Origin of the sequence: Bacteroides muris (ex Fokt et al. 2023) (assembly GCF_024704895.1) — a bacterium.
GTDB classification, from domain to species: domain Bacteria; phylum Bacteroidota; class Bacteroidia; order Bacteroidales; family Bacteroidaceae; genus Bacteroides; species Bacteroides muris.
Genome location: NZ_JAMZEE010000004.1, coordinates 73,071 through 91,783, shown reverse-complemented (window position 1 = coordinate 91,783; position 18,713 = coordinate 73,071). Strand labels below are relative to the sequence as shown.

The 18,713-nt window shown below is 49.8% G+C and carries 15 protein-coding genes and 1 pseudogene; 7 read left to right on the top strand and 9 right to left on the bottom strand.

All coding sequences use genetic code 11. The features are described 5' to 3' along the window. Positions 1-144 precede the first annotated feature (144 nt). From M1B78_RS02880 to M1B78_RS02865, 4 genes and pseudogenes are all read right to left on the bottom strand, one after another. Positions 145-702, bottom strand: a pseudogene (locus tag M1B78_RS02880) (SDR family oxidoreductase); the annotation flags it as partial. Between the two features lie 25 nt (positions 703-727). Then, a complete protein-coding gene (locus M1B78_RS02875; protein WP_257931859.1) occupies positions 728-1,327 on the bottom strand; it encodes an occludin in 600 nt (199 codons plus the stop codon). Positions 1,328-1,477: 150 nt separating this feature from the next. Beyond that, the gene (locus M1B78_RS02870) at positions 1,478-2,197 is read right to left on the bottom strand and encodes a response regulator transcription factor (protein ID WP_176468677.1); all 720 of its coding nucleotides are present in this window, start codon (positions 2,195-2,197) and stop codon (positions 1,478-1,480) included. Between the two features lie 51 nt (positions 2,198-2,248). Then, complete coding sequence (locus M1B78_RS02865) at positions 2,249-3,784, bottom strand: sensor histidine kinase (RefSeq protein WP_257939836.1); 1,536 nt, start codon at positions 3,782-3,784, stop codon at positions 2,249-2,251. A gap of 201 nt (positions 3,785-3,985) precedes the next feature. Between M1B78_RS02865 and M1B78_RS02860 the strand changes: the two genes are divergently transcribed. The 3 genes from M1B78_RS02860 (at position 3,986) to M1B78_RS02850 (ending at position 9,191) form a co-directional block, all read left to right on the top strand. Further along, positions 3,986-6,139, top strand: a complete 2,154-nt coding sequence (locus M1B78_RS02860; RefSeq protein ID WP_176468698.1) for a TonB-dependent receptor — start codon at positions 3,986-3,988, stop codon at positions 6,137-6,139. Positions 6,140-6,273: 134 nt separating this feature from the next. Next, on the top strand, positions 6,274-7,449 hold the full coding sequence (locus M1B78_RS02855) for a TlpA family protein disulfide reductase (protein WP_246866912.1): 1,176 nt from the start codon (positions 6,274-6,276) through the stop codon (positions 7,447-7,449). Between the two features lie 71 nt (positions 7,450-7,520). Next, a complete protein-coding gene (locus M1B78_RS02850; RefSeq protein WP_257939835.1) occupies positions 7,521-9,191 on the top strand; it encodes a formate--tetrahydrofolate ligase in 1,671 nt (556 codons plus the stop codon). A gap of 97 nt (positions 9,192-9,288) precedes the next feature. Here M1B78_RS02850 and glyA read toward each other — a convergent pair whose 3' ends face one another. The 5 genes from glyA to pyrB all read right to left on the bottom strand — a co-directional run bounded on the left by glyA (position 9,289) and on the right by pyrB (position 13,469). Then, on the bottom strand, positions 9,289-10,569 hold the full coding sequence (gene glyA / locus M1B78_RS02845) for a serine hydroxymethyltransferase (RefSeq protein ID WP_136009965.1): 1,281 nt from the start codon (positions 10,567-10,569) through the stop codon (positions 9,289-9,291). Between the two features lie 102 nt (positions 10,570-10,671). Beyond that, positions 10,672-11,442 (bottom strand): porin family protein, encoded by a 771-nt coding sequence (locus M1B78_RS02840; protein ID WP_176468674.1) that lies wholly within the window; start codon positions 11,440-11,442, stop codon positions 10,672-10,674. Positions 11,443-11,466: 24 nt separating this feature from the next. Further along, positions 11,467-12,033, bottom strand: coding sequence for a flavin reductase family protein (locus M1B78_RS02835; RefSeq protein WP_136009963.1), 567 nt, complete (start codon positions 12,031-12,033; stop codon positions 11,467-11,469). After that, positions 12,030-12,494 carry an aspartate carbamoyltransferase regulatory subunit gene (gene pyrI, locus M1B78_RS02830; RefSeq protein WP_136009962.1) on the bottom strand — a complete coding sequence of 155 codons (465 nt, stop codon included), beginning with the start codon at positions 12,492-12,494 and terminating at the stop codon, positions 12,030-12,032. The genes M1B78_RS02835 and pyrI overlap by 4 nt, the downstream gene beginning before the upstream one ends. Positions 12,495-12,536: 42 nt before the next feature. Continuing rightward, positions 12,537-13,469: an aspartate carbamoyltransferase gene (gene pyrB / locus M1B78_RS02825; protein WP_257939834.1), complete on the bottom strand. Its 933-nt coding sequence runs from the start codon at positions 13,467-13,469 to the stop codon at positions 12,537-12,539. Between the two features lie 351 nt (positions 13,470-13,820). Between pyrB and M1B78_RS02820 the strand changes: the two genes are divergently transcribed. From M1B78_RS02820 to M1B78_RS02805, 4 genes are read left to right on the top strand one after another with little or no spacing between them, the layout of a single operon-like run. Further along, positions 13,821-16,151, top strand: coding sequence for a transglycosylase domain-containing protein (locus M1B78_RS02820; protein WP_257939833.1), 2,331 nt, complete (start codon positions 13,821-13,823; stop codon positions 16,149-16,151). Between the two features lie 13 nt (positions 16,152-16,164). After that, positions 16,165-16,530, top strand: a complete 366-nt coding sequence (locus M1B78_RS02815) for a 2-amino-4-hydroxy-6-hydroxymethyldihydropteridine diphosphokinase (protein WP_257939832.1) — start codon at positions 16,165-16,167, stop codon at positions 16,528-16,530. Between the two features lie 58 nt (positions 16,531-16,588). Then, positions 16,589-17,344, top strand: coding sequence for a 3-deoxy-manno-octulosonate cytidylyltransferase (kdsB, locus tag M1B78_RS02810; RefSeq protein WP_257939831.1), 756 nt, complete (start codon positions 16,589-16,591; stop codon positions 17,342-17,344). Positions 17,345-17,359: 15 nt separating this feature from the next. After that, positions 17,360-18,649: a M16 family metallopeptidase gene (locus tag M1B78_RS02805; RefSeq protein WP_257939830.1), complete on the top strand. Its 1,290-nt coding sequence runs from the start codon at positions 17,360-17,362 to the stop codon at positions 18,647-18,649. Positions 18,650-18,713: the final 64 nt, after the last annotated feature.

Genomic DNA, 18,713 nt, shown 5'->3' with positions numbered 1-18,713 from the left:
TAAGGTAAAGAATGTGAGGTAGGGTGTCTGCTTGAATCTGTTTAGGATGGAAGGTGGCGTAGGAGTAGTATTGCTGTCGATACGTTGCAGGGAAACAGCTTTCGTTTCGAGGTACCTGTTTCGGAAGTGGGTACGGATTGTTTTAGTCTGGTGATTTTTGATGGTAATCTGTACAGTATGGGGTTGCCGCTTTGGGCTAAGAAAGGTACTTATATCTGCCTGATAGGTGAGGATATGAACATCTACACTTGGCGGGTAGAGAGTGATATGCCACAACAGCAGACATGGCAACTTTTTGTTATCTTCTTCCGTATAAGGCCGATTCGTATTGCCGCTGAAAACAAAGTCTGTGGAAAGATGGATGAAGCAGCTTCCTTCTGCTTTGCAGCATTCTGCCAGATGCTCCACGGCAGTAATGTTGACGGCATCTGCTTCTGCATGGTGTGTTTCGCAATAATCGGGGACGGAGAGGGCGGAGGTATTGATTACGACATCCGGCTGCACTTCCTGGAAAAGCTTTTCCACCGCCTGGCGGTTGCATATATCCGTACGGATGAAACGATAGTCACCCGAATGGGGACGGATGTCGTCGTGCAGGGAATAGCCCGTTGTCTGATAAGACAGGTTGCGGGACAAATCATCCTGGATGCGTCTGCCGGTAAAACCGTTGGCGCCTATCACCAGTATTTTCTTTCTTGCCATAGATTCTGTCGTTAAGTGATGGACATCAATAGGGCACGTGTTTGCCTTGCTGTACCTCGATGCGTATGCCAAAGGCTCCGTTGGCCGATTTCAGCTCGAACGCCCCTTTGAAATTGTTCTTTTCCCAAGGCAGTGCGGAAGGGTTGGGCACTTTCCAGCCGTCCTTGTCATATTCGCCGTAGGTATGGATACGCATGCCGTTCTTCAAAGTGAAACTTCCCATTTGCAGGTTGTCGGCAGAGCCCCGGAAGCCCGTCAGCCCGAAAGGGTTCGAACTGAAATACCGGGAGTTGCTGAGTGAGAATAGGTTCGAAAGGCCTTGTGAATAAGTCACGTTCGGGTTCAACCGGAAGATGCGGCTGTAGTCCTTGCTGGCATCCGGTATCTCCAAAGTGAATCTGGGAAGAGTGGGGGCGGACAGATTCATCAGCCCCATATCCAGCAGGAAGCCGTCGTAATTCTTCACGTCCGGCAGAAGCTCCTTTTCGGACGGAGACATGCCTTCGGGAGACATCTCGTCGCGTACGGACGCAGAGCGTACCGTATCGGCAGGCATCTCGCTCTGTGCGCTGACGGATGACATGCCTGCAAGTAAAGTGATGATGCAGAAGAAGATTTGTTTCATAGTTCTTTGTTCACGATTTCAGTTGCTGCCCACCGCATAGGGGCGGACTGAACAAAGATACTCGTTTCCCTCTATTTCCGGAAATATCTTTGTATTACTTCTATTTCTTTATACGAATGGCAGGGACGAAGACGGCAGTTTAGTTTTAGTTTAGTCTACTATCAGTTTATATCCTATTCCCCGCACATTGACGATACGGATGCGCTCGTCTCCGGCCAGTTTATGCCGCAGTTTGGTGATGAACACATGCAGGCTGCGGGAGTTGAAAAAGCTGTCGTCTCCCCAGAGGTCGAGCAATACGTTCTGGGTATTGACCACCTGGTTGCGGTTCTCGCAGAGGCGTTTCAGTATTTCGGACTCGCGGTGGGAGAGTTCCACTTCCGTCTGCATCTGCGGTGAGGCAGCGACTCCCACGTACGTAAGTCGCTGCGTGATGGAGTTGAGTCGGTAGTCGCCTATCTCGAAGCTGGTGCTTTCCTTGGGCTTCTCGTCTGTAAAGGAGAAGGCTTTACCTGCCAGCGCCTTGATCCGAATCATCAGCTCCTGCATGCCGAAGGGTTTCTTCAGATAGTCGTTGGCACCCAGTTCAAACCCTTCCACCACATCGTTGATGGCGGAGCGGGCGGTGAGGAACAGTACCGGGGTCTGTTTGTCGGTCTGCCGGATGCGGCGCACCATTTCAAAGCCGTCCATGCGGGGCATCATCACGTCTGCCACCAGCACGTCGGGGCGGAGGTCGAAGAACTTGCGCAATCCTTCTTCACCGTCTGCTGCGGTGTGGATGATGAAGTTCTGCCCTTCCAATGTGTCTTTGATAATCATGGCGAGGGTTTGTTCGTCCTCAACCAGAAGTACGGTTATCTTTTCCATAATTGTCGCTTTTGTTACAAGTAATGTAAAGTGCCCTAACAAATAATGTTATCATATCCTTATCGTAAAGGTACTTCCTTTTCCCAACTCACTCTTTACCGATACGCCGCCACCATGCTTCTCTATCATGGTCTTCACATAGAACAGTCCCAGCCCATAGCCTTTCACATCGTGCAGATTACCCGTGGGTACGCGGTAGAACTTGTCGAAGATATGCTTCAGCTTTTCCGGTGCGATGCCTATGCCACGGTCGCTGACAGATATTTCGGTCTGCTCGCCTTGCTCCATGGTAGCAATCCGTCGGCAGCGGATGTCTATTTCGGCTTCTCCGTTAGAGTATTTGATGGCATTGTCCAGCAGATTGCTGAGGATGTTGCTGAAGTGCGTACGGTCGGCAAGGACGGTGAGGTCCTGGGGCTCGATGTCGGTGGAGGTGTGGACGGGCTTCCCGGCTTTCAGCTTGTGTTGCTCTACGAGGCGTTCCACGATTTCTTGCAGGGAGAGCTCCTCCGGATGGAGGCGAAACGTACGGCGGCGCTCCATGCTCATGGAGAGAATCTGCTCCACCAGTCTGCTAAGCCGCTGAAGCTGCTCCTGGCAAATGCGCAGGTACTTGTCGCGTTGCGTCTTTTCCTCGGCCTGGTTGAAGTTCAGCAGGGCATCGTTGGCGGCATAGGCCACGGCGATGGGTGTTTTCAGTTCGTGGGTGATGTTGTTGGTAAAGTCGCTCTTCATTTCCTCCAGGGTCTTTTGCTTCAAGATGGTGCGGATAAGGAACCAGAAGGAGAAGGAGAGTATCACGAGAATGATGAAGGAAGTGGCGAGAATGCCCGACATCTGCCGTAGCACAATCGCGGTGACGGGTTCTATCGTCAGCCGGTACAACTGGCTGCCATGCAGGTTGAAGGCATAGTCGTACTGCACGGCTTGGGCGCTGGGCGTGTACCCCTCGGTGCCCTTCACGGAAAGGGTGTCGGTGTAGGGGAGGACGTTGCCGCTGCCGCCTCCCGCATACAGGTATTCCAGCCGGTAGGGCATGTCGAGTCCCTGCTCGCGCAGCAGGCTGGTGAGCAGGCTGTCGTAGATGGCGAGGTCTGGGTTGAGGACGACGTCCAGTCCGGAGTGCAGTCCGCGTTGGAAGTAGTTCGTCAGTTTCTGCATGTTGTTCTGCTTGCCGAGGATGACGTCCATGCCTTCGTGGACTCTCATGGCGGATTGCTGCAGGTCGGCAGGTTCGTACTCGGATATGGTGTCTCCCGTCACTTCCACAATGAGGCTGTCCGCTTTCTCGGGCTCTTGCTTCGGGATGGTCGTGGTGATACTTGTGGAGCTGCTGACGTAGGACTTGTCGTTATCATAACCTGCCGATACACTCACGGTTCCTTCTTTGATGCTGTCATTCCGTAGTTTTTCCACGCGTATCATCATCTCGTTATAGTCGCTCATGCGCATGGCTTCGGTGATGTCGCGCTCCATCTGGTCGTGCATGGTATGGTAGAGTCCCGTCAGCCAGTAGGCTTGGTAGGCGAAGATGCCGGCCAGGGAGACGATGACAAGTATGGCAATATATTTGAATGGCAGTTTCATGTTTGTTTCCGGTTGTTTTTATACATACAAAGATAGGATTAATGTTGTGAACCCTGACATCCGATAAGACTAAATAACACTCCCGATAACACTGGATAACACTTGGTAAGCCGCTGATAACACAAGTTTCTGCTGATTCTGCCGTACTTTGCGGATGAAGATTCACAGAAGAAGAATATAAACATGAATATGAAGAAGAACATGAAACGATTCTATTTACTCCCTATTGTATGCTGTGCATTGAGCATCAGTCTTTCGGCACAAGAGAACAACGGCACTGCAACCACCTCCGATGCGGACGGCAACCGCATCCTCAGCGCTGACAGCCTTGTCACGACCGATGCCCGTCTGGACAGCCTTTATCAGACCTTGCCGGAGGTGATGATTACCGGTGAACGCCCCATCGTAAAGGCAGCACAAGGCAAACTGGTGTATGACCTGCCCCGCCTTATCCGGAATCTCCCCGTGGACAATGCCTACGATGCCGTGAAAGAGCTTCCCGGCGTCATCGAGGTGAATGGCGGGCTGCAACTGGCAGGCCAGGGAGTCACCGTTATCCTGGACGGCAAAGTAACCACCCTCGGTACCGGGCAGCTCTATGCCTTGCTGCGCAGCATTCCTGCCAGCCGCATCGAGACAGCGGAAGTGATGTACAATGCCCCTGCGCGCTACCAGGTGCGTGGCGCACTTGTCAATATCACCCTGAAACAATCGGCAGACGGCCCCGGCTCCTGGCAAGGCGAACTCTACGCCAAGTATCGCCAAAAACACGACGAAGGCTTTGAACAACGCGCCAGCCTGCTCTTCAGCAAGAATAAATTCTCAGCAGACTTTCTTTACTCGCACAGCCATGGCCGCGGCTACTCTACTACCGGTAAAGAGGCTGTGCACACCTTGGCAGACGGCTCGGTTCACCCCATGACAACAGATGAGGTGAGCCGTGGCCGCAGCCATGCCCACAGCTTCCGGGCAGGAGCGGACTATGACCTCGCCAAGGACCATCAGCTGAGTTTCGTCTATGACGGCGCCTATTCCACCGGTCACAATCACAGGGATATCACCGGTACCCAAGTTTCTACCACTCGCAGCAACAGCACCGACTGGCTGCACAACGGCCGTCTGGACTACCGCGCTCCTTTCGGCCTCAAAGCCGGTGCCGAACTGACCTACTACCGCTCTCCGTCCGACCAACTACTACATAGCCGCATGCAGGACGAGGAACTCGATTTCTACACGGAAGACTGCCAGCGCATCAATCGCTGGAAGTTCTTTCTGGCACAGGAACACAGTCTGGGCAAAGGCTGGGACTTGAACTACGGAGCCGTCTACACCACCGGCATCGACAACAGTTATCAGTATTATTACGACCCCGAAACCGGTGAACGTTTGACTTCGTCGGATGCCTTGAGCAATATGAAGTCCCACCGCCGCGAGCAGACCTGGAATGTCTATGCCGGCTTCAGCAAGAGTTTCGGCGACAACCTTGTCTTGGACGCTTCTCTTGCCGTGGAGCATTACAAGACTCCCGTCTGGAGCCAGTGGGACTGGTATCCCATCCTCAACCTGAACTATATGCCTGCCCCGGGACATATCCTCCAACTCTCCCTGAGCAGTGACAAGGACTATCCCGACTACTGGGCCGTGCAGGATGCCGTCTCTTACATCGGTGGCGGATATTCCGAGCTGCATGGTAATCCGTTGCTGAAACCGGCACAAGAGTATGGGGTGAAAATGACCTATATTTTGAAAAGCAAATACATCTTCAGCGCCTGGTTCAATCACACCAAGGACTACTCCGTACAGACGCTCTACCAATCCTCCGAACGTCTGGTTGAAATCTACAAGACACTCAGTTTCGACTGTCAGCAACAAGCAGGCATACAAGCCTCTATTCCATTTAATGTGAAGAATTTGTTGAACTCGCGCCTTACCCTCATCGGCTTGTGGCACCGCGAAAAGGATGGTGATTTCTGGGATATTCCTTTCGACAGAAAACAATGTTATGGCATTGCCCAGATGAACAATACTTTTACTCTCTCCACCAAGCCCGACTTGAAGCTGACGGTGACCGGATTTGTGCACAGCAAAGCCATCCAGGGCATCTACGACCTGCCAGCGTCGGGCCATGTGAATATCGCCCTGCGCTACGGCTTCGCCAAGAACAAAGCCATCCTCAACCTCTACTGCAATGACCTTTTTGAGACGGGACAGATTTCTCCCCGCATCCGTTTCAGGACGCAGAATGTGACGAACCGTTACTCATGCTTCCGCGAAGCAGGTGTATCGTTCACCTATAAGTTCGGAGGATATAAGGAGAAGCAACGGGAGGCGGTGGATACGTCGCGGTTCAAATAAAAAGTAATTATTCGCTGAATAGTTACCAATAAAAAAGGTCGATGTTAAATATGAATAAAAGGGGGTACGATATTTTCGTAATTCCTTTTATTCTTAGTATCATTGTTCATTGTTAATCAAAATCGATAAAGGATATGAACTGCAGGAAGGTAGTAAGCGCTGTTTTTCTGTTATTAATAAGCGTTTGTATGCAGGCGCAAGGTACTTGTGTCATTGAAGGAAAAGTAAAGAATGTGAAGCAAGGAGTCTGCCTGAATCTATTTCGGATGGAAGGAGACGTGGAAAACAGTATTGCGACAGATACCCTTCAGGGAGACAGTTTTCGTTTTGAAATACCTATCTCTAAAACAGATACAGAACGTTTGAGTTTGATGATTCGTGACGGTAATCTGTATAGTATGGGATTGTCCCTTTGGGCTAAGGAAGGTTCCCATATCCGCTTGACGGGCGAGGATATGAACATCTACACCTGGCAGGTGGAAAGTGAAATGCCGCAACAGAAGATATGGCAGCTTTTTGTAAACGATTCACGGGATTTATGGAACCATAATCAGGAGAATAGAATGGAGCACATGCGATTGATGCGCAAATATCCCCGGAAACCGGATGATAAGGAGGTGCTGGCAAAGGTCGTTGCTTTGCGTGACAGTTTGGAAAAAGTGGAAAATGATTTAAAATTCCGTATAGCCTCCAATGTAATAGCCCGAATGAAGCAATTGCCGGTAGAAGAAGTTTGGATGGATAACCTGAAAAGCTTGGCAATAGGAGTGAAGTACACAAAAGGTTATCCTTACCGTAAAGAAGTAGAGGAATTATATGCCAGACTTACTGAGGAACAGCGTCATACACCGGAAGCTTTGGACATCCAAGCCTATTTGTTTCCTGTCAAGGCGGTAGCTGCACAGGAAAAGGCAGCAGACGGCGATTTGTTCGACTTGCAAGGAAATGTACACCGTCTGTCCGACTTTAAAGGGAAAGCAGTCTTAATGGATTTTTGGAGCCGTGGATGCAGACCTTGCCTTATGGCATTGCCGGAAATGAAAGAAATCAGCAAGAAATACGAAGATTGTCTGGTGATAGTCAGTTTGAGTATTGATGATAAAACCAACTGGGAGATAGCTTCGCGCCACCATGACATTAGCTGGTGGAATTTGAATGACTTGAAAGGAAATCACGGTTTGTATGCTAGGTATAGTTCAGGTGCTATCCCTCGCTATGTATTTTTATCTCCGGAAGGAGAGGTTGTAGAGATGTGGTCCGGTTATAGAAAAGGCAGTTTGTTGGAGAAACTGGAAAAACTGATGGAATAGTAGGGGATTTTTCGTACTTTTGCAACTTTGAAGCAAAATATTAAAGTTGTTATTTAAAGAAAAGACTCTGTATGAAATCTGACATTGAAATAGCTCGCAGCATAGAGCTGAAGAAGATAAAGCAGGTGGCCGAGAGTGTGGAGATTCCGCGTGACGAGGTAGAGAACTATGGCCGTTATATAGCCAAGATTCCTACGCATCTGATTGATGAAGAGAAAGTGAAGAAAAGTAATCTGATACTGGTGACGGCTATCACGGCTACGAAGGCGGGTATCGGTAAAACAACCGTGTCCATCGGTCTGGCATTGGGGCTGAACAAGATTGGCAAGAAAGCGATTGTGGCTTTGCGCGAACCCTCGTTAGGTCCTTGCTTCGGCATGAAAGGCGGTGCCGCCGGCGGAGGGTATGCCCAGGTGCTGCCCATGGAAAAAATCAATCTGCACTTCACGGGAGACTTTCACGCCATCACTTCCGCGCACAACATGATTTCCGCTTTGCTCGACAATTACTTGTACCAGCATCAGGCGGACGGATTCGGGCTGAAAGAAATCATCTGGCGGCGTGTACTTGATGTAAACGACCGCTCCTTGCGCAGCATTGTCACCGGATTGGGACCGAGCACCAACGGCATTGCCGAGGAGTCGGGATTCGACATTACTCCGGCTTCCGAAATTATGGCCATTCTTTGCTTGGCAACAAGCCTGGATGACCTCCGTCGCCGTATCGAGAACATTATTCTGGGATTCCGTTTCGATGGTACTCCATTTACGGTGAAAGAGTTAGGCGTAGCCGGTGCCATTACTGTCTTGCTGAAAGACGCCATCAATCCCAACCTGGTGCAGACTACCGAAGGTACTGCCGCTTTTGTTCATGGAGGACCGTTCGCCAATATTGCTCATGGTTGCAACTCCATTCTTGCTACAAAAATGGCAATGACATTCGGCGATTATGTGGTGACAGAAGCCGGATTCGGGGCTGACCTCGGTGCGGAGAAGTTCTACAACATCAAGTGCCGCAAGAGTGGCCTACAGCCCAAGTTGACGATAATCGTTGCTACCGCACAAGGACTGAAGATGCATGGCGGCGTCAGTCTGGACTGCATCAAGGAACCCAATATGGAGGGACTGAAAGAGGGCTTCGGCAACCTGGACAAGCATGTACGCAATTTGCGTTCATTCGGCCAGCAGGTCATCGTGGCATTCAACCGTTTTGCCAGTGATACGGACGAGGAGGTGGAGGCTATCCGCCGCCATTGCGAAGAAAAGCTCAATGTAGGGTTTGCCGTGAACAATGCCTTTGCCAAAGGAGGAGAGGGAGCCGTTGACCTTGCCAATCTGGTGGTAGATACCATCGAGAACAAACCATCCGAACCGCTGACCTTCACCTACGAGGAGAACGATTGCGTGGAACGTAAAATTGAAAAGGTGGCCTGCAACCTCTACGGAGCAAGCGTAGTGACTTACAGTCTCCATTCCCGCAAGGTTATCAAACTGATAGAGCAGATGGGCATCAGCCATTACCCCGTCTGTATCGCCAAAACACAGTATTCCTTCTCTGCCGACCCGAAGATATACGGTGCAGTCAACAACTTTGAGTTTCACATCAAGGATATCGTAGTCAACAACGGTGCGGAAATGATTGTAGCCATTGCCGGTGAAATCCTCCGTATGCCGGGATTGCCAAAGAAACCACAAGCCGAACGCATTGACATTGTGGATGGAAATATAGAAGGGCTGAGCTAAACGTACGGGCGCATGTTTAGAATGGAGGATTAAAAATAAAGGCTGCGCAGTTCAAAGCTCGCGCAGCCTTTAATTTTTAATTTCCTCCTGTTGCTTATTAATAAGCAAACAGAGGATATTCTTTCATCTTTGCATTGACGCGTGCGCGTACCTCTGCAATGACTTGTTCGTTGTCTACGTTGGACAAAACGGTTTCAATCATCTCGGCAATTTCGAGCATCAGGTCTTCCTTGGCGCCACGGGTTGTGATGGCAGGAGTACCCAGGCGGATACCGGAAGTCTGGAAAGCCGAACGGCTGTCGAAGGGAACCATATTCTTGTTTACGGTGATGTCGGCAGATACCAACGCCTTCTCGGCAACCTTACCGGTCAAATCGGGATATTTACTGCGCAAGTCCACCAGCATGGAGTGGTTGTCCGTACCGCCGGAAACGATGGTGAAGCCACGGTCTATCAAGGCTTGTGCCAAGACAGCGGCGTTTTTCTTCACCTGCTTGGCATATTCTTTCCATTCCGGTTGCAGGATTTCGCCAAAGGCAACAGCTTTGGCAGCGATGACGTGTTCCAGCGGACCACCCTGAATACCGGGGAATACGGCTGAATCCAGCAATTGGGACATCATCTTGATTTCTCCCTTCGGAGTTTTCTTGCCCCAGGGATTGGGGAAGTCTTTACCCATCATGATAACGCCACCACGCGGACCACGCAGAGTCTTGTGGGTAGTAGAGGTCACGATGTGGGCATATTTCACGGGGTTATCCAGTTCACCGGCTGCAATCAGTCCGGCAGGATGAGCCATGTCAATCATCAGGATAGCACCTATCTTGTCTGCGATTTCGCGCATGCGCTTGTAGTCCCATTCGCGGGAATAAGCAGAACCGCCGCCGATAATCATTTTGGGTTTCTCGCGCAGGGCGACTTCTTCCATCTGGTCATAGTCCACGCGTCCGGTCTCCTGATTCAAATTATATTCGCAGGGAGTATAGATAATACCGGAAGTGTTGACCAAGGAGCCGTGGGAGAGGTGACCGCCGTGTGCAAGGTTCAGTCCCATGAATTTGTCACCCGGGTTGAGTACGGCGAGGAATACGGCTGCATTGGCTTGTGCACCGGAGTGCGGCTGTACGTTGGCCCATTCTGCGCCGAAGATTTGTTTCAGGCGGTCAATGGCAATCAGCTCACTCTGGTCCACGACCTCACAACCACCATAGTAACGTTTGCCGGGATATCCTTCAGCATACTTGTTGGTGAGGCAGGAGCCCATTGCCTGCATAACCTGGTCACTTACAAAGTTCTCTGATGCAATCAGTTCAATGCCCTTGAGCTGACGTTGGTGTTCTTTTTCGATAAGTTCGAAAATTAAATCATCTCTTTTCATTCTGCTTATTAGATAAGTTTGATAAATCTGTATTCTCTTATTAAGCGTACAAATTTACGGGAAATAAATGAATAAATTGAAAGAAAAGGAAGAAATTTACTGTCAAAAGAACACTCCGAAAGAAAAACTCAGCACATTGTCCCTGCGGTGAAAACGGATTTCGTTTTTCGTATTTTCGTTTGCAGCGTTGTTGTCGGCCGGCATGTCGTATGTCACGCTCTTGGAGATGTTGTGCAGTCCCATGTCGTAACGGAAGTCGAAAAAGACGCGTGATATGGTGACGGATACGCCAACCGTGAAGCTGAGATTAAGCGGGCGAAGCCTTTCACGGATATTCATCTGGTCGAAATTTTCGAAGTCGATGTCGCTTTTCCGGTCCCATATATAGCGCACTTTAGGACCGCCAAAGACAGCAAGGCTGTACGGCCCCTCCTTGATGAAGTTGTATCCGTAGATGACGGGGATATCTATGCTGTGAATGGATGATGTAATGGAGGCTTCCTCCGGCAGGGCTCCCGATGCGGCGTCTTCGGGCAGAGGTTTCTCGAAAGTGATGTTGCACCGGTTGATGTTGTAGGAAATTTCCGGTTGCAGAAAGTGGCGGTCGAAGTTTATCCGCATGAAAAGGGAACCGAAATATCCTATCTTGTAATTGTTCTGCACTTCGTCAATGGGCATTCCGTTGACGCTGAACTGGGATACAAGGAATAAGGAAGAGGTGAAACCGCCTTTGAAACCGAAATTGACCGGAGTTTCCTTGTGGTGTCCGGAATGCTCTTTGCCGGCAGTGCCGGGCACAACCGGAGTCTGTCCCCACATCATGGCAGGAAAGGCCAACAGATATAAACCCATCAAGATTCGTCGCAGCTCCATCTCTTAAAACCTTTAATTGCATTATTACTTCTTTTTCTCCACTGACCATCCGAACTTGCCTATCTTTTCCCCCAGCTCATAATATCCGCCGTGCACATAGACCAGGGGATTTGTTTCCGCCAGTTCCAGCTTGCCGGTTTCAGGGTTCAGATTACGGGTATCGGCACGGACATTTACCACATCCGCTATGAACATGTCGTGCGAACCGAGAGCCATAATCTCCTTTACCCGGCATTCTATGCAAAGCGGTGATTCTTCGATAAGAGGCGCGCTGACTACGGTGCTTTTCCCGGGTGTCAGATGCATTTCCTCAAATTTGTTGTAATCCTTTCCGGAGCGTACACCGCACCAGTCCGTGGCCTGCGCCATGTCTTTTGTGGTGAGGTTGATGACGAACTCCATATTTCGCTTGATGATGTCGTAGGAGTGGCGTTCGGGGCGTACGGAGATGTAGCACATGGGCGGGTTCGTACAAATCGTTCCCGTCCATGCGATAGTCAGAATGTTATATTCCTCCGGAGTGCTTCCGCAACTCACCAATACGGCAGGCAGCGGATAAATCATTGTTCCGGGTTTCCAGTCTTCTTTCATATGATTTCAATATCTTCTCTGGTCTGTTCCTTTTCGCAATAGTGGCATTTGATGATGCAATTGTCCTTATCCACAACATGAAATAATGTAGGCATCGGCTCATTGTTCGTGATGCACTTCGGGTTGGCGCATTTCACGATTCCGCGCAGCTCTTCGGGCAGGCGGACTTCGCGTTTTTCCACCACTTCGTAGTCGCGGATAATATTCAGTTTTACATTGGGAGCCACTACGGCGATACGGTTTATCTCTTCGTCGCAGAAGAACTTGTCGGCAATCTTGATGATGCCTTTCGTGCCCAGTTTCTTGCTCTTGAGGTTGAAGCCGATGGTGATATTGTTGCTCATGTGTTCCAGTCTGAGCAGGGAGACTACTGTAAACAGTCTCTCGGAGGGTATATGGTCTATTACAGTGCCGTTTTCCAGAGCGGCCACCTGCAATTCTTGTTTCTTTTCGCTTAACATCTTGATATATTTGTTATTAGACGATTCTATTGAATTACTCCTTTACTCTTTTTTCACCTCATCCAGTGTGATGCCCAGTACATCGCACAGAATAGCTTCACGGGCATATAGTCCGTTTTGTGCCTGCTGAAAATAGTATGCTTTGGGATTGTCGTCCACATCATAGGCTATTTCGTTGACACGGGGCAGCGGATGCAGTATGCGCAGGTTGGGACGGGTATGCTCCAGCATCTTGTTGCGCAGGATGTAGACATTCTTCACCTGTTCGTATTCCATGAGGTCGGTGAAGCGCTCGCGCTGCACACGGGTCATGTAAAGGATGTCGGCGTCTGCGATGATTTCTTCCGTAAAGTCCGTATGTTCCATATACTTGATGTTGTGCTCGCGGCAGTAGATTTTGTATTCTTCGGGCATCCGCAACTCGTCGGGAGCGATGAAGTGGAAGGTAGGGTTGAAGTGGCGCATTGCCATCAGCAGGGAGTGGACGGTACGACCGTACTTCAAGTCGCCGACCAGAAAAATGTTCAGGTTTTCCAGCGTACCTTGCGTCTTGTAGATGGAATAGAGGTCGAGCATGGTCTGTGAGGGGTGCTGGTTGGCACCGTCTCCGGCATTCACAATGGGCACGGTGGTGACTTCACTGGCATAGCGTGCGGCCCCTTCGAGGTGGTGACGCATCACGATGATGTCGGCATAGTTGCTCACCATCTTGATGGTGTCTTTCAGCGTCTCGCCTTTGGATGAGCTGGTGGCCTTTGGATCGCTGAATCCGATGACACGTGCTCCAAGTCGGTTGGCGGCAGTCTCAAAACTGAGGCGTGTACGGGTGGAAGGCTCGAAAAATAAGGTGGCAACTACTTTCCCGTCCAATATATGCCGGTTGGGATGGGCTTCAAACTCTTTCGCCATCTCGAGCATATAGAGGATTTTTTCCCGGCTATGCTCGGCAATGGTGACTAAACTTCTGTTTTCCATATCGTTGAATTCATTTATACTTTTCGAGAGTGTAAAGTTACGTAAAATATGCGGGCTACGGAAATGTGCGGGAAAATTTTTTGCGAAATATGGGTTGTTTTTACCATGTGGCATTTCGGATGGCGGCCCGTCGTCGTTCTGTCAACGACAACATCGTTTTTTCCTATTCGTTTTTTTTCTTCAAGTTTTTCTGGTCGTTTTGCAATTCATTGAGAATTTCCGTTAAAATGAACGGGTGTTTTCATAGGTTCCGTAAAGCTTATCCTGAAAAAGATATAAAAAGCATAGGCACATCCAATATATTTCCGTACCTTTGCCCTATTATTGAACTTTGATTTTAGCAACTGAAACATGATAAAGAAGGTCGTCAAAATCCTATGGATTTTTATCGCACTGATTGCGCTGGTGTGTGTCTTTATATTCTTTTCCATAGCCAAGGGCTGGATAGGTTATATGCCTCCGGTGGAGGATTTGGAGAATCCGAATTACAAATTTGCCACAGAAGTCTTTTCCGATGATGGAAAAGTATTGGGTACTTATTCCTATAGTAAGGAAAATCGTGTGTTTGTGGGCTACGATGAGCTGTCTGCCAATATCATCAATGCCTTGATTGCTACGGAAGACGTACGCTTTGCCCAGCATTCGGGCATTGATGCCTACGCTCTGACGCGTGCCGTGGTGAAGCGCGGTATCCTGATGCAGAAGAACGCCGGCGGTGGCAGTACCATCACCCAGCAACTTTCCAAACAGCTTTATTCTCCCGGCGCCGACAATGTGATGGAGCGTCTGTTTCAGAAGCCTATCGAATGGGTGATTGCCGTAAAGCTGGAACGTTACTATACAAAAGAGGAAATCCTCACCATGTACCTCAACAAGTTCGACTTCCTGAACAATGCGGTAGGTATCAAGACTGCTGCTTTTACCTATTTCGGTTGCGAACCGAAGGATTTGAAGATTGAGGAAGCGGCTACGTTGGTGGGCATGTGCAAGAATCCGTCGCTTTATAATCCGGTGCGCTACAACGAACGTTCCCGTGGGCGGCGCAATGTGGTGCTCGACCAGATGCGGAAAGCGGGATATATTACGGAAGCCGAGTGCGACTCCCTCCAGGCGTTGCCTCTGAAACTGAAATATAACCGTGTAGACCACAAGGAAGGGCTCGCCACTTATTTCCGCGAATATCTGCGTGGTGTGCTCACCGCCGAGAAGCCCGACAAGGCCGATTACCGCGGTTGGCAAATGCAGAAGTACTACGAGGATTCACTCAACTGGGAGAACAATCCGCTCTTTGGATGGTGCGAAAAGAATACCAAGAAAGACGGTACCAAATACAACCTCTACACCGACGGGTTGAAAATCCATACCACGCTCGACTCGCGTATGCAGCAGTATGCCGAGGATGCTGTAACAGAGCATCTGAAGGAGCTGCAAGGCTATTTCTTCAAGGAAAAGAAAGGGGCCAAGAAAGCCCCCTACACCTTCCGTCTGACTCAGGAACAGGTGGACGAGATTTTGAGACGTGCCATGAGGTTGTCCGACCGCTACCGCTTCATGAAGAAAGCCGGAGCCACTGAAACTGAAATAGAGAAGGCCTTCGATACGCCGACAGAGATGTCCGTATTCAGTTGGGAAGGGGAGAAAGATACCATCATGACCCCGATGGATTCCATCCGTTACTACAAATTCTTCCTTCGCGCCGGCTTCATGTCCATGGACCCGCGCAACGGACACGTAAAGGCATACGTGGGCGGACCGAACTATCATTATTTCCAGTACGACATGGCCATGGTGGGACGGCGACAGATAGGCTCTACCGTCAAGCCTTTCCTCTATACGCTGGCTATGGAGAACGGATTCTCTCCGTGTGACGAAGTACGCCATGTAGAATATACGCTGTTTGATGAAAACGGGAAACCGTGGACACCGCGTAACGCCAACAAAAAGCTGATTGGTGATATGGTGACGGTGAAGTGGGGGCTGGCAAACTCGGACAACTGGATTACGGCCTATCTCATGAGTAAACTGAATCCCTATAACTTGAAACGTCTGATACATACTTTCGGTGTCCGTAACCGTGATATTGTACCTTCCGTTTCACTCTGTCTGGGCCCGTGCGAGATTTCAGTCGGCGAGATGGTGAGTGCCTATACCGCATTCCCCAATAAGGGCATCCGGGTAGCTCCGCTGTTCGTGACCCGCATCGAAGACAATGATGGAAACGTGCTGGCAACCTTTGCTCCCGAAATGCAGGAAGTCATCAGCGTATCCAGCGCTTACAAGATGCTGGTCATGTTGCGTGCCGTTGTCAACGAAGGTACCGGAGTCCGTGTGCGCCGTCTGGGTGTGAAAGCCGACATGGGCGGCAAGACCGGAACGACGAACTACAATGCCGACGGCTGGTTTATGGGCTTCACGCCTTCGCTCGTATCCGGTTGCTGGGTGGGCGGTGAAGACCGTGACATTCATTTTGATACGATGCTTCACGGACAAGGCGCTTCCATGGCATTGCCTATCTGGACTAAATATATGGTAAAAGTGTTCGGTGACAAATCTCTGGGATATGATGAAAATGAAACATTCCAGTTGCCTGAAGGCTATAACCCCTGTAAAGATGATATAAATCTGGAAGGAGATACCCATATAGAAGAACCGATAGAGGGACTCGACGAACTGTTTAATTAGTTGAGAATCGAGAATGGATTATACGATTAGTATCGGGAGCAACGAGCAGCGGAGGGAGAACATGGACCTGGCACGCAGACGCTTGACGGAACTTTTTCCCGGAATACGTTTCTCGGAAGAGGAGGAGACGGAACCTCTGTTCTTTCACCGTCCGAATCTGTTCTCCAACCAGGTGGCACGCTTTGTTTCTGATAATCCGGCAGAGGAAATCACTGTCTGCCTGAAAACCATCGAACGGGAAGCCGGAAGGAAACCCGAAGAGAAGGAGCGGGAAATTGTACGGCTGGATATAGACTTGTTGTCTTGTGACGAGACGGTCTATAAGCCGAAAGAGCTGAAACGTGGTTATATCCTGCGAGGATTGAAGCAACTGTTATGATAAATACCATTCTCCCTCTCCTTAAGGGAACGAGGAGATTAAAAGACGAAGATTAGAAATGAAATTTTTAGGAATCATACCTGCCCGTTACGCGTCTACGCGTTTTCCAGCCAAACCATTGGCGGTGTTGGGCGGAAAAACCGTGATACAGCGGGTATACGAGCAAGTGGCAGGAGTCTTGGACGATGCATACGTGGCTACGGACGATGAGCGTATTGAAGCCGCAGTCAGGGCATTCGGCGGAAAGGTGGTTATGACTTCCACCGAACACAAAAGCGGCACTGACCGCTGTCGGGAAGCTTGTGCGAAAATAGGAGGACTGTTTGATGTCGTGGTGAATATTCAAGGGGATGAACCTTTCATCCTGCCTTCGCAATTACAAGCCCTCAAGGCATGTTTCGACGTCCCGGCCACCCAGATAGCCACTCTGGTGAAACCTTTTACGGCTGATAATGGTTTCGAGGCATTGGAAAACGTGAACTCTCCGAAGGTCGTGCTCGACAAAAACATGAATGCCCTCTATTTCAGCCGTTCTATCATCCCCCACCAGCGCAATGCGGCGAAGGAGGACTGGCTGAAGAACCATACTTATTATAAGCATATTGGCCTATATGCCTATCGCGTTGAGGTACTGAAAGAGATAACTGCTCTTCCGCAGTCATTTCTCGAGGTTGCCGAATCATTGGAACAGCTTCGTTGGCTGGAGAACGGATACACTGTCAAGGCAGGTATCACAGATGTGGAAACTATCGGCATAGATACTCCCCAGGATTTGGAACGCGCAGAAGAATTTCTTAAAAGCCGTGGGCTGTAAACTCATTGGAAGCCCATGCTGAACCGAAGTGACCAACCCCGGATTCTTGAACCGGAACAACTGGCAGTGCAAAGACCAGAGCGTATCAAGTTGCCTAATGGCGTGCTTTTGAGCGTGCTCAATGCCGGTGACAATGAAGTGACACGTATCGATCTTCTCATGGCAGGCGGCCGATGGCAACAGAAACAGCCATTGCAGGCGTTGTTTACGAATCGCATGCTTCGCGAGGGAACCCGACGTTACGATGCCGTTGAGATAGCGGAAAAGCTGGATTATTATGGAGCCTGGCTGGAACTGTCCAATGCATCCGAATATGCCTATGTCACCCTTTATTCTCTGAATAAATACCTTCCCCAAACGCTTGACATATTGGAGTCTATCGTCAAAGAACCGGTATTTCCCGAGAAAGAGCTGGGAGTGATTGTGGACAACAATATCCAGCAGTTTCTTGTCAACTCTTCCAAGGTGGATTTTCTGGCACACCGCGGATTGGTGAAGGTTCTGTACGGCGGGCAGCATCCCGGTGGACGTCTGGTGCAGGAGGAGGATTATCGGCGCATCACCCCTGCAGTGCTACGCGAGTTTTATGACCGTTACTATCATTCCAATAATTGCAGCATCTACCTTTCAGGCAAGGTAACCGACGATTGCATCTGCCGGATAGAGTCCTTGTTTGGTTGCGAGGCTTTCGGTACAGACCTCCGAAAACCGGAGAAGAAAGAATTCCAGCCGGTTACTGCTTCTGGAAAACGCATTTTCATCGAACGTCCGGACGGCCTGCAGAGTGCCGTCCGTATGGGCATGCTTTCCCTGGACCGTAATCATCCGGACTACTTGAAGGCCCGCGTGCTGGTCACACTGTTCGGGGGCTATTTTGGCAGTCGCCTGATGTCCAATATTCGGGAAAATAAAGGATACACATACAGTATCTCCGCGGCCATCATGCCCTATCCGGGACAGGGAGTGTTGGCGGTCAGTGCTGAAACTGCCAACAAATTTGTGGAGCCTCTTATCTGTGAGGTTTATCATGAAATAGACCGCCTTCAGAACGAGCTGGTTTCCGATGAAGAACTTTCCATGGTGAAGAACTATATGTTGGGCGACATGTGCCGCAGTTATGAGTCTGCATTCTCGCTGGCAGATGCCTGGATTTTTGTGCAGGTATCTGGCTTGCAGGATACTTACTTTGCTAAAGCACTGGATGCTGTCAAGGAGGTTACCCCGCAAGAAATCCGTGAACTTGCAGGGCGTCATTTATGCAAAGAGAAATTAAAAGAAATAGTGTGTGGCAAAAAAATGTCATAAAAAGCAGGAGTTATCGCATCATTTTACCGGATAAATCCTACCTTTGTCAATTATCAACTATCAA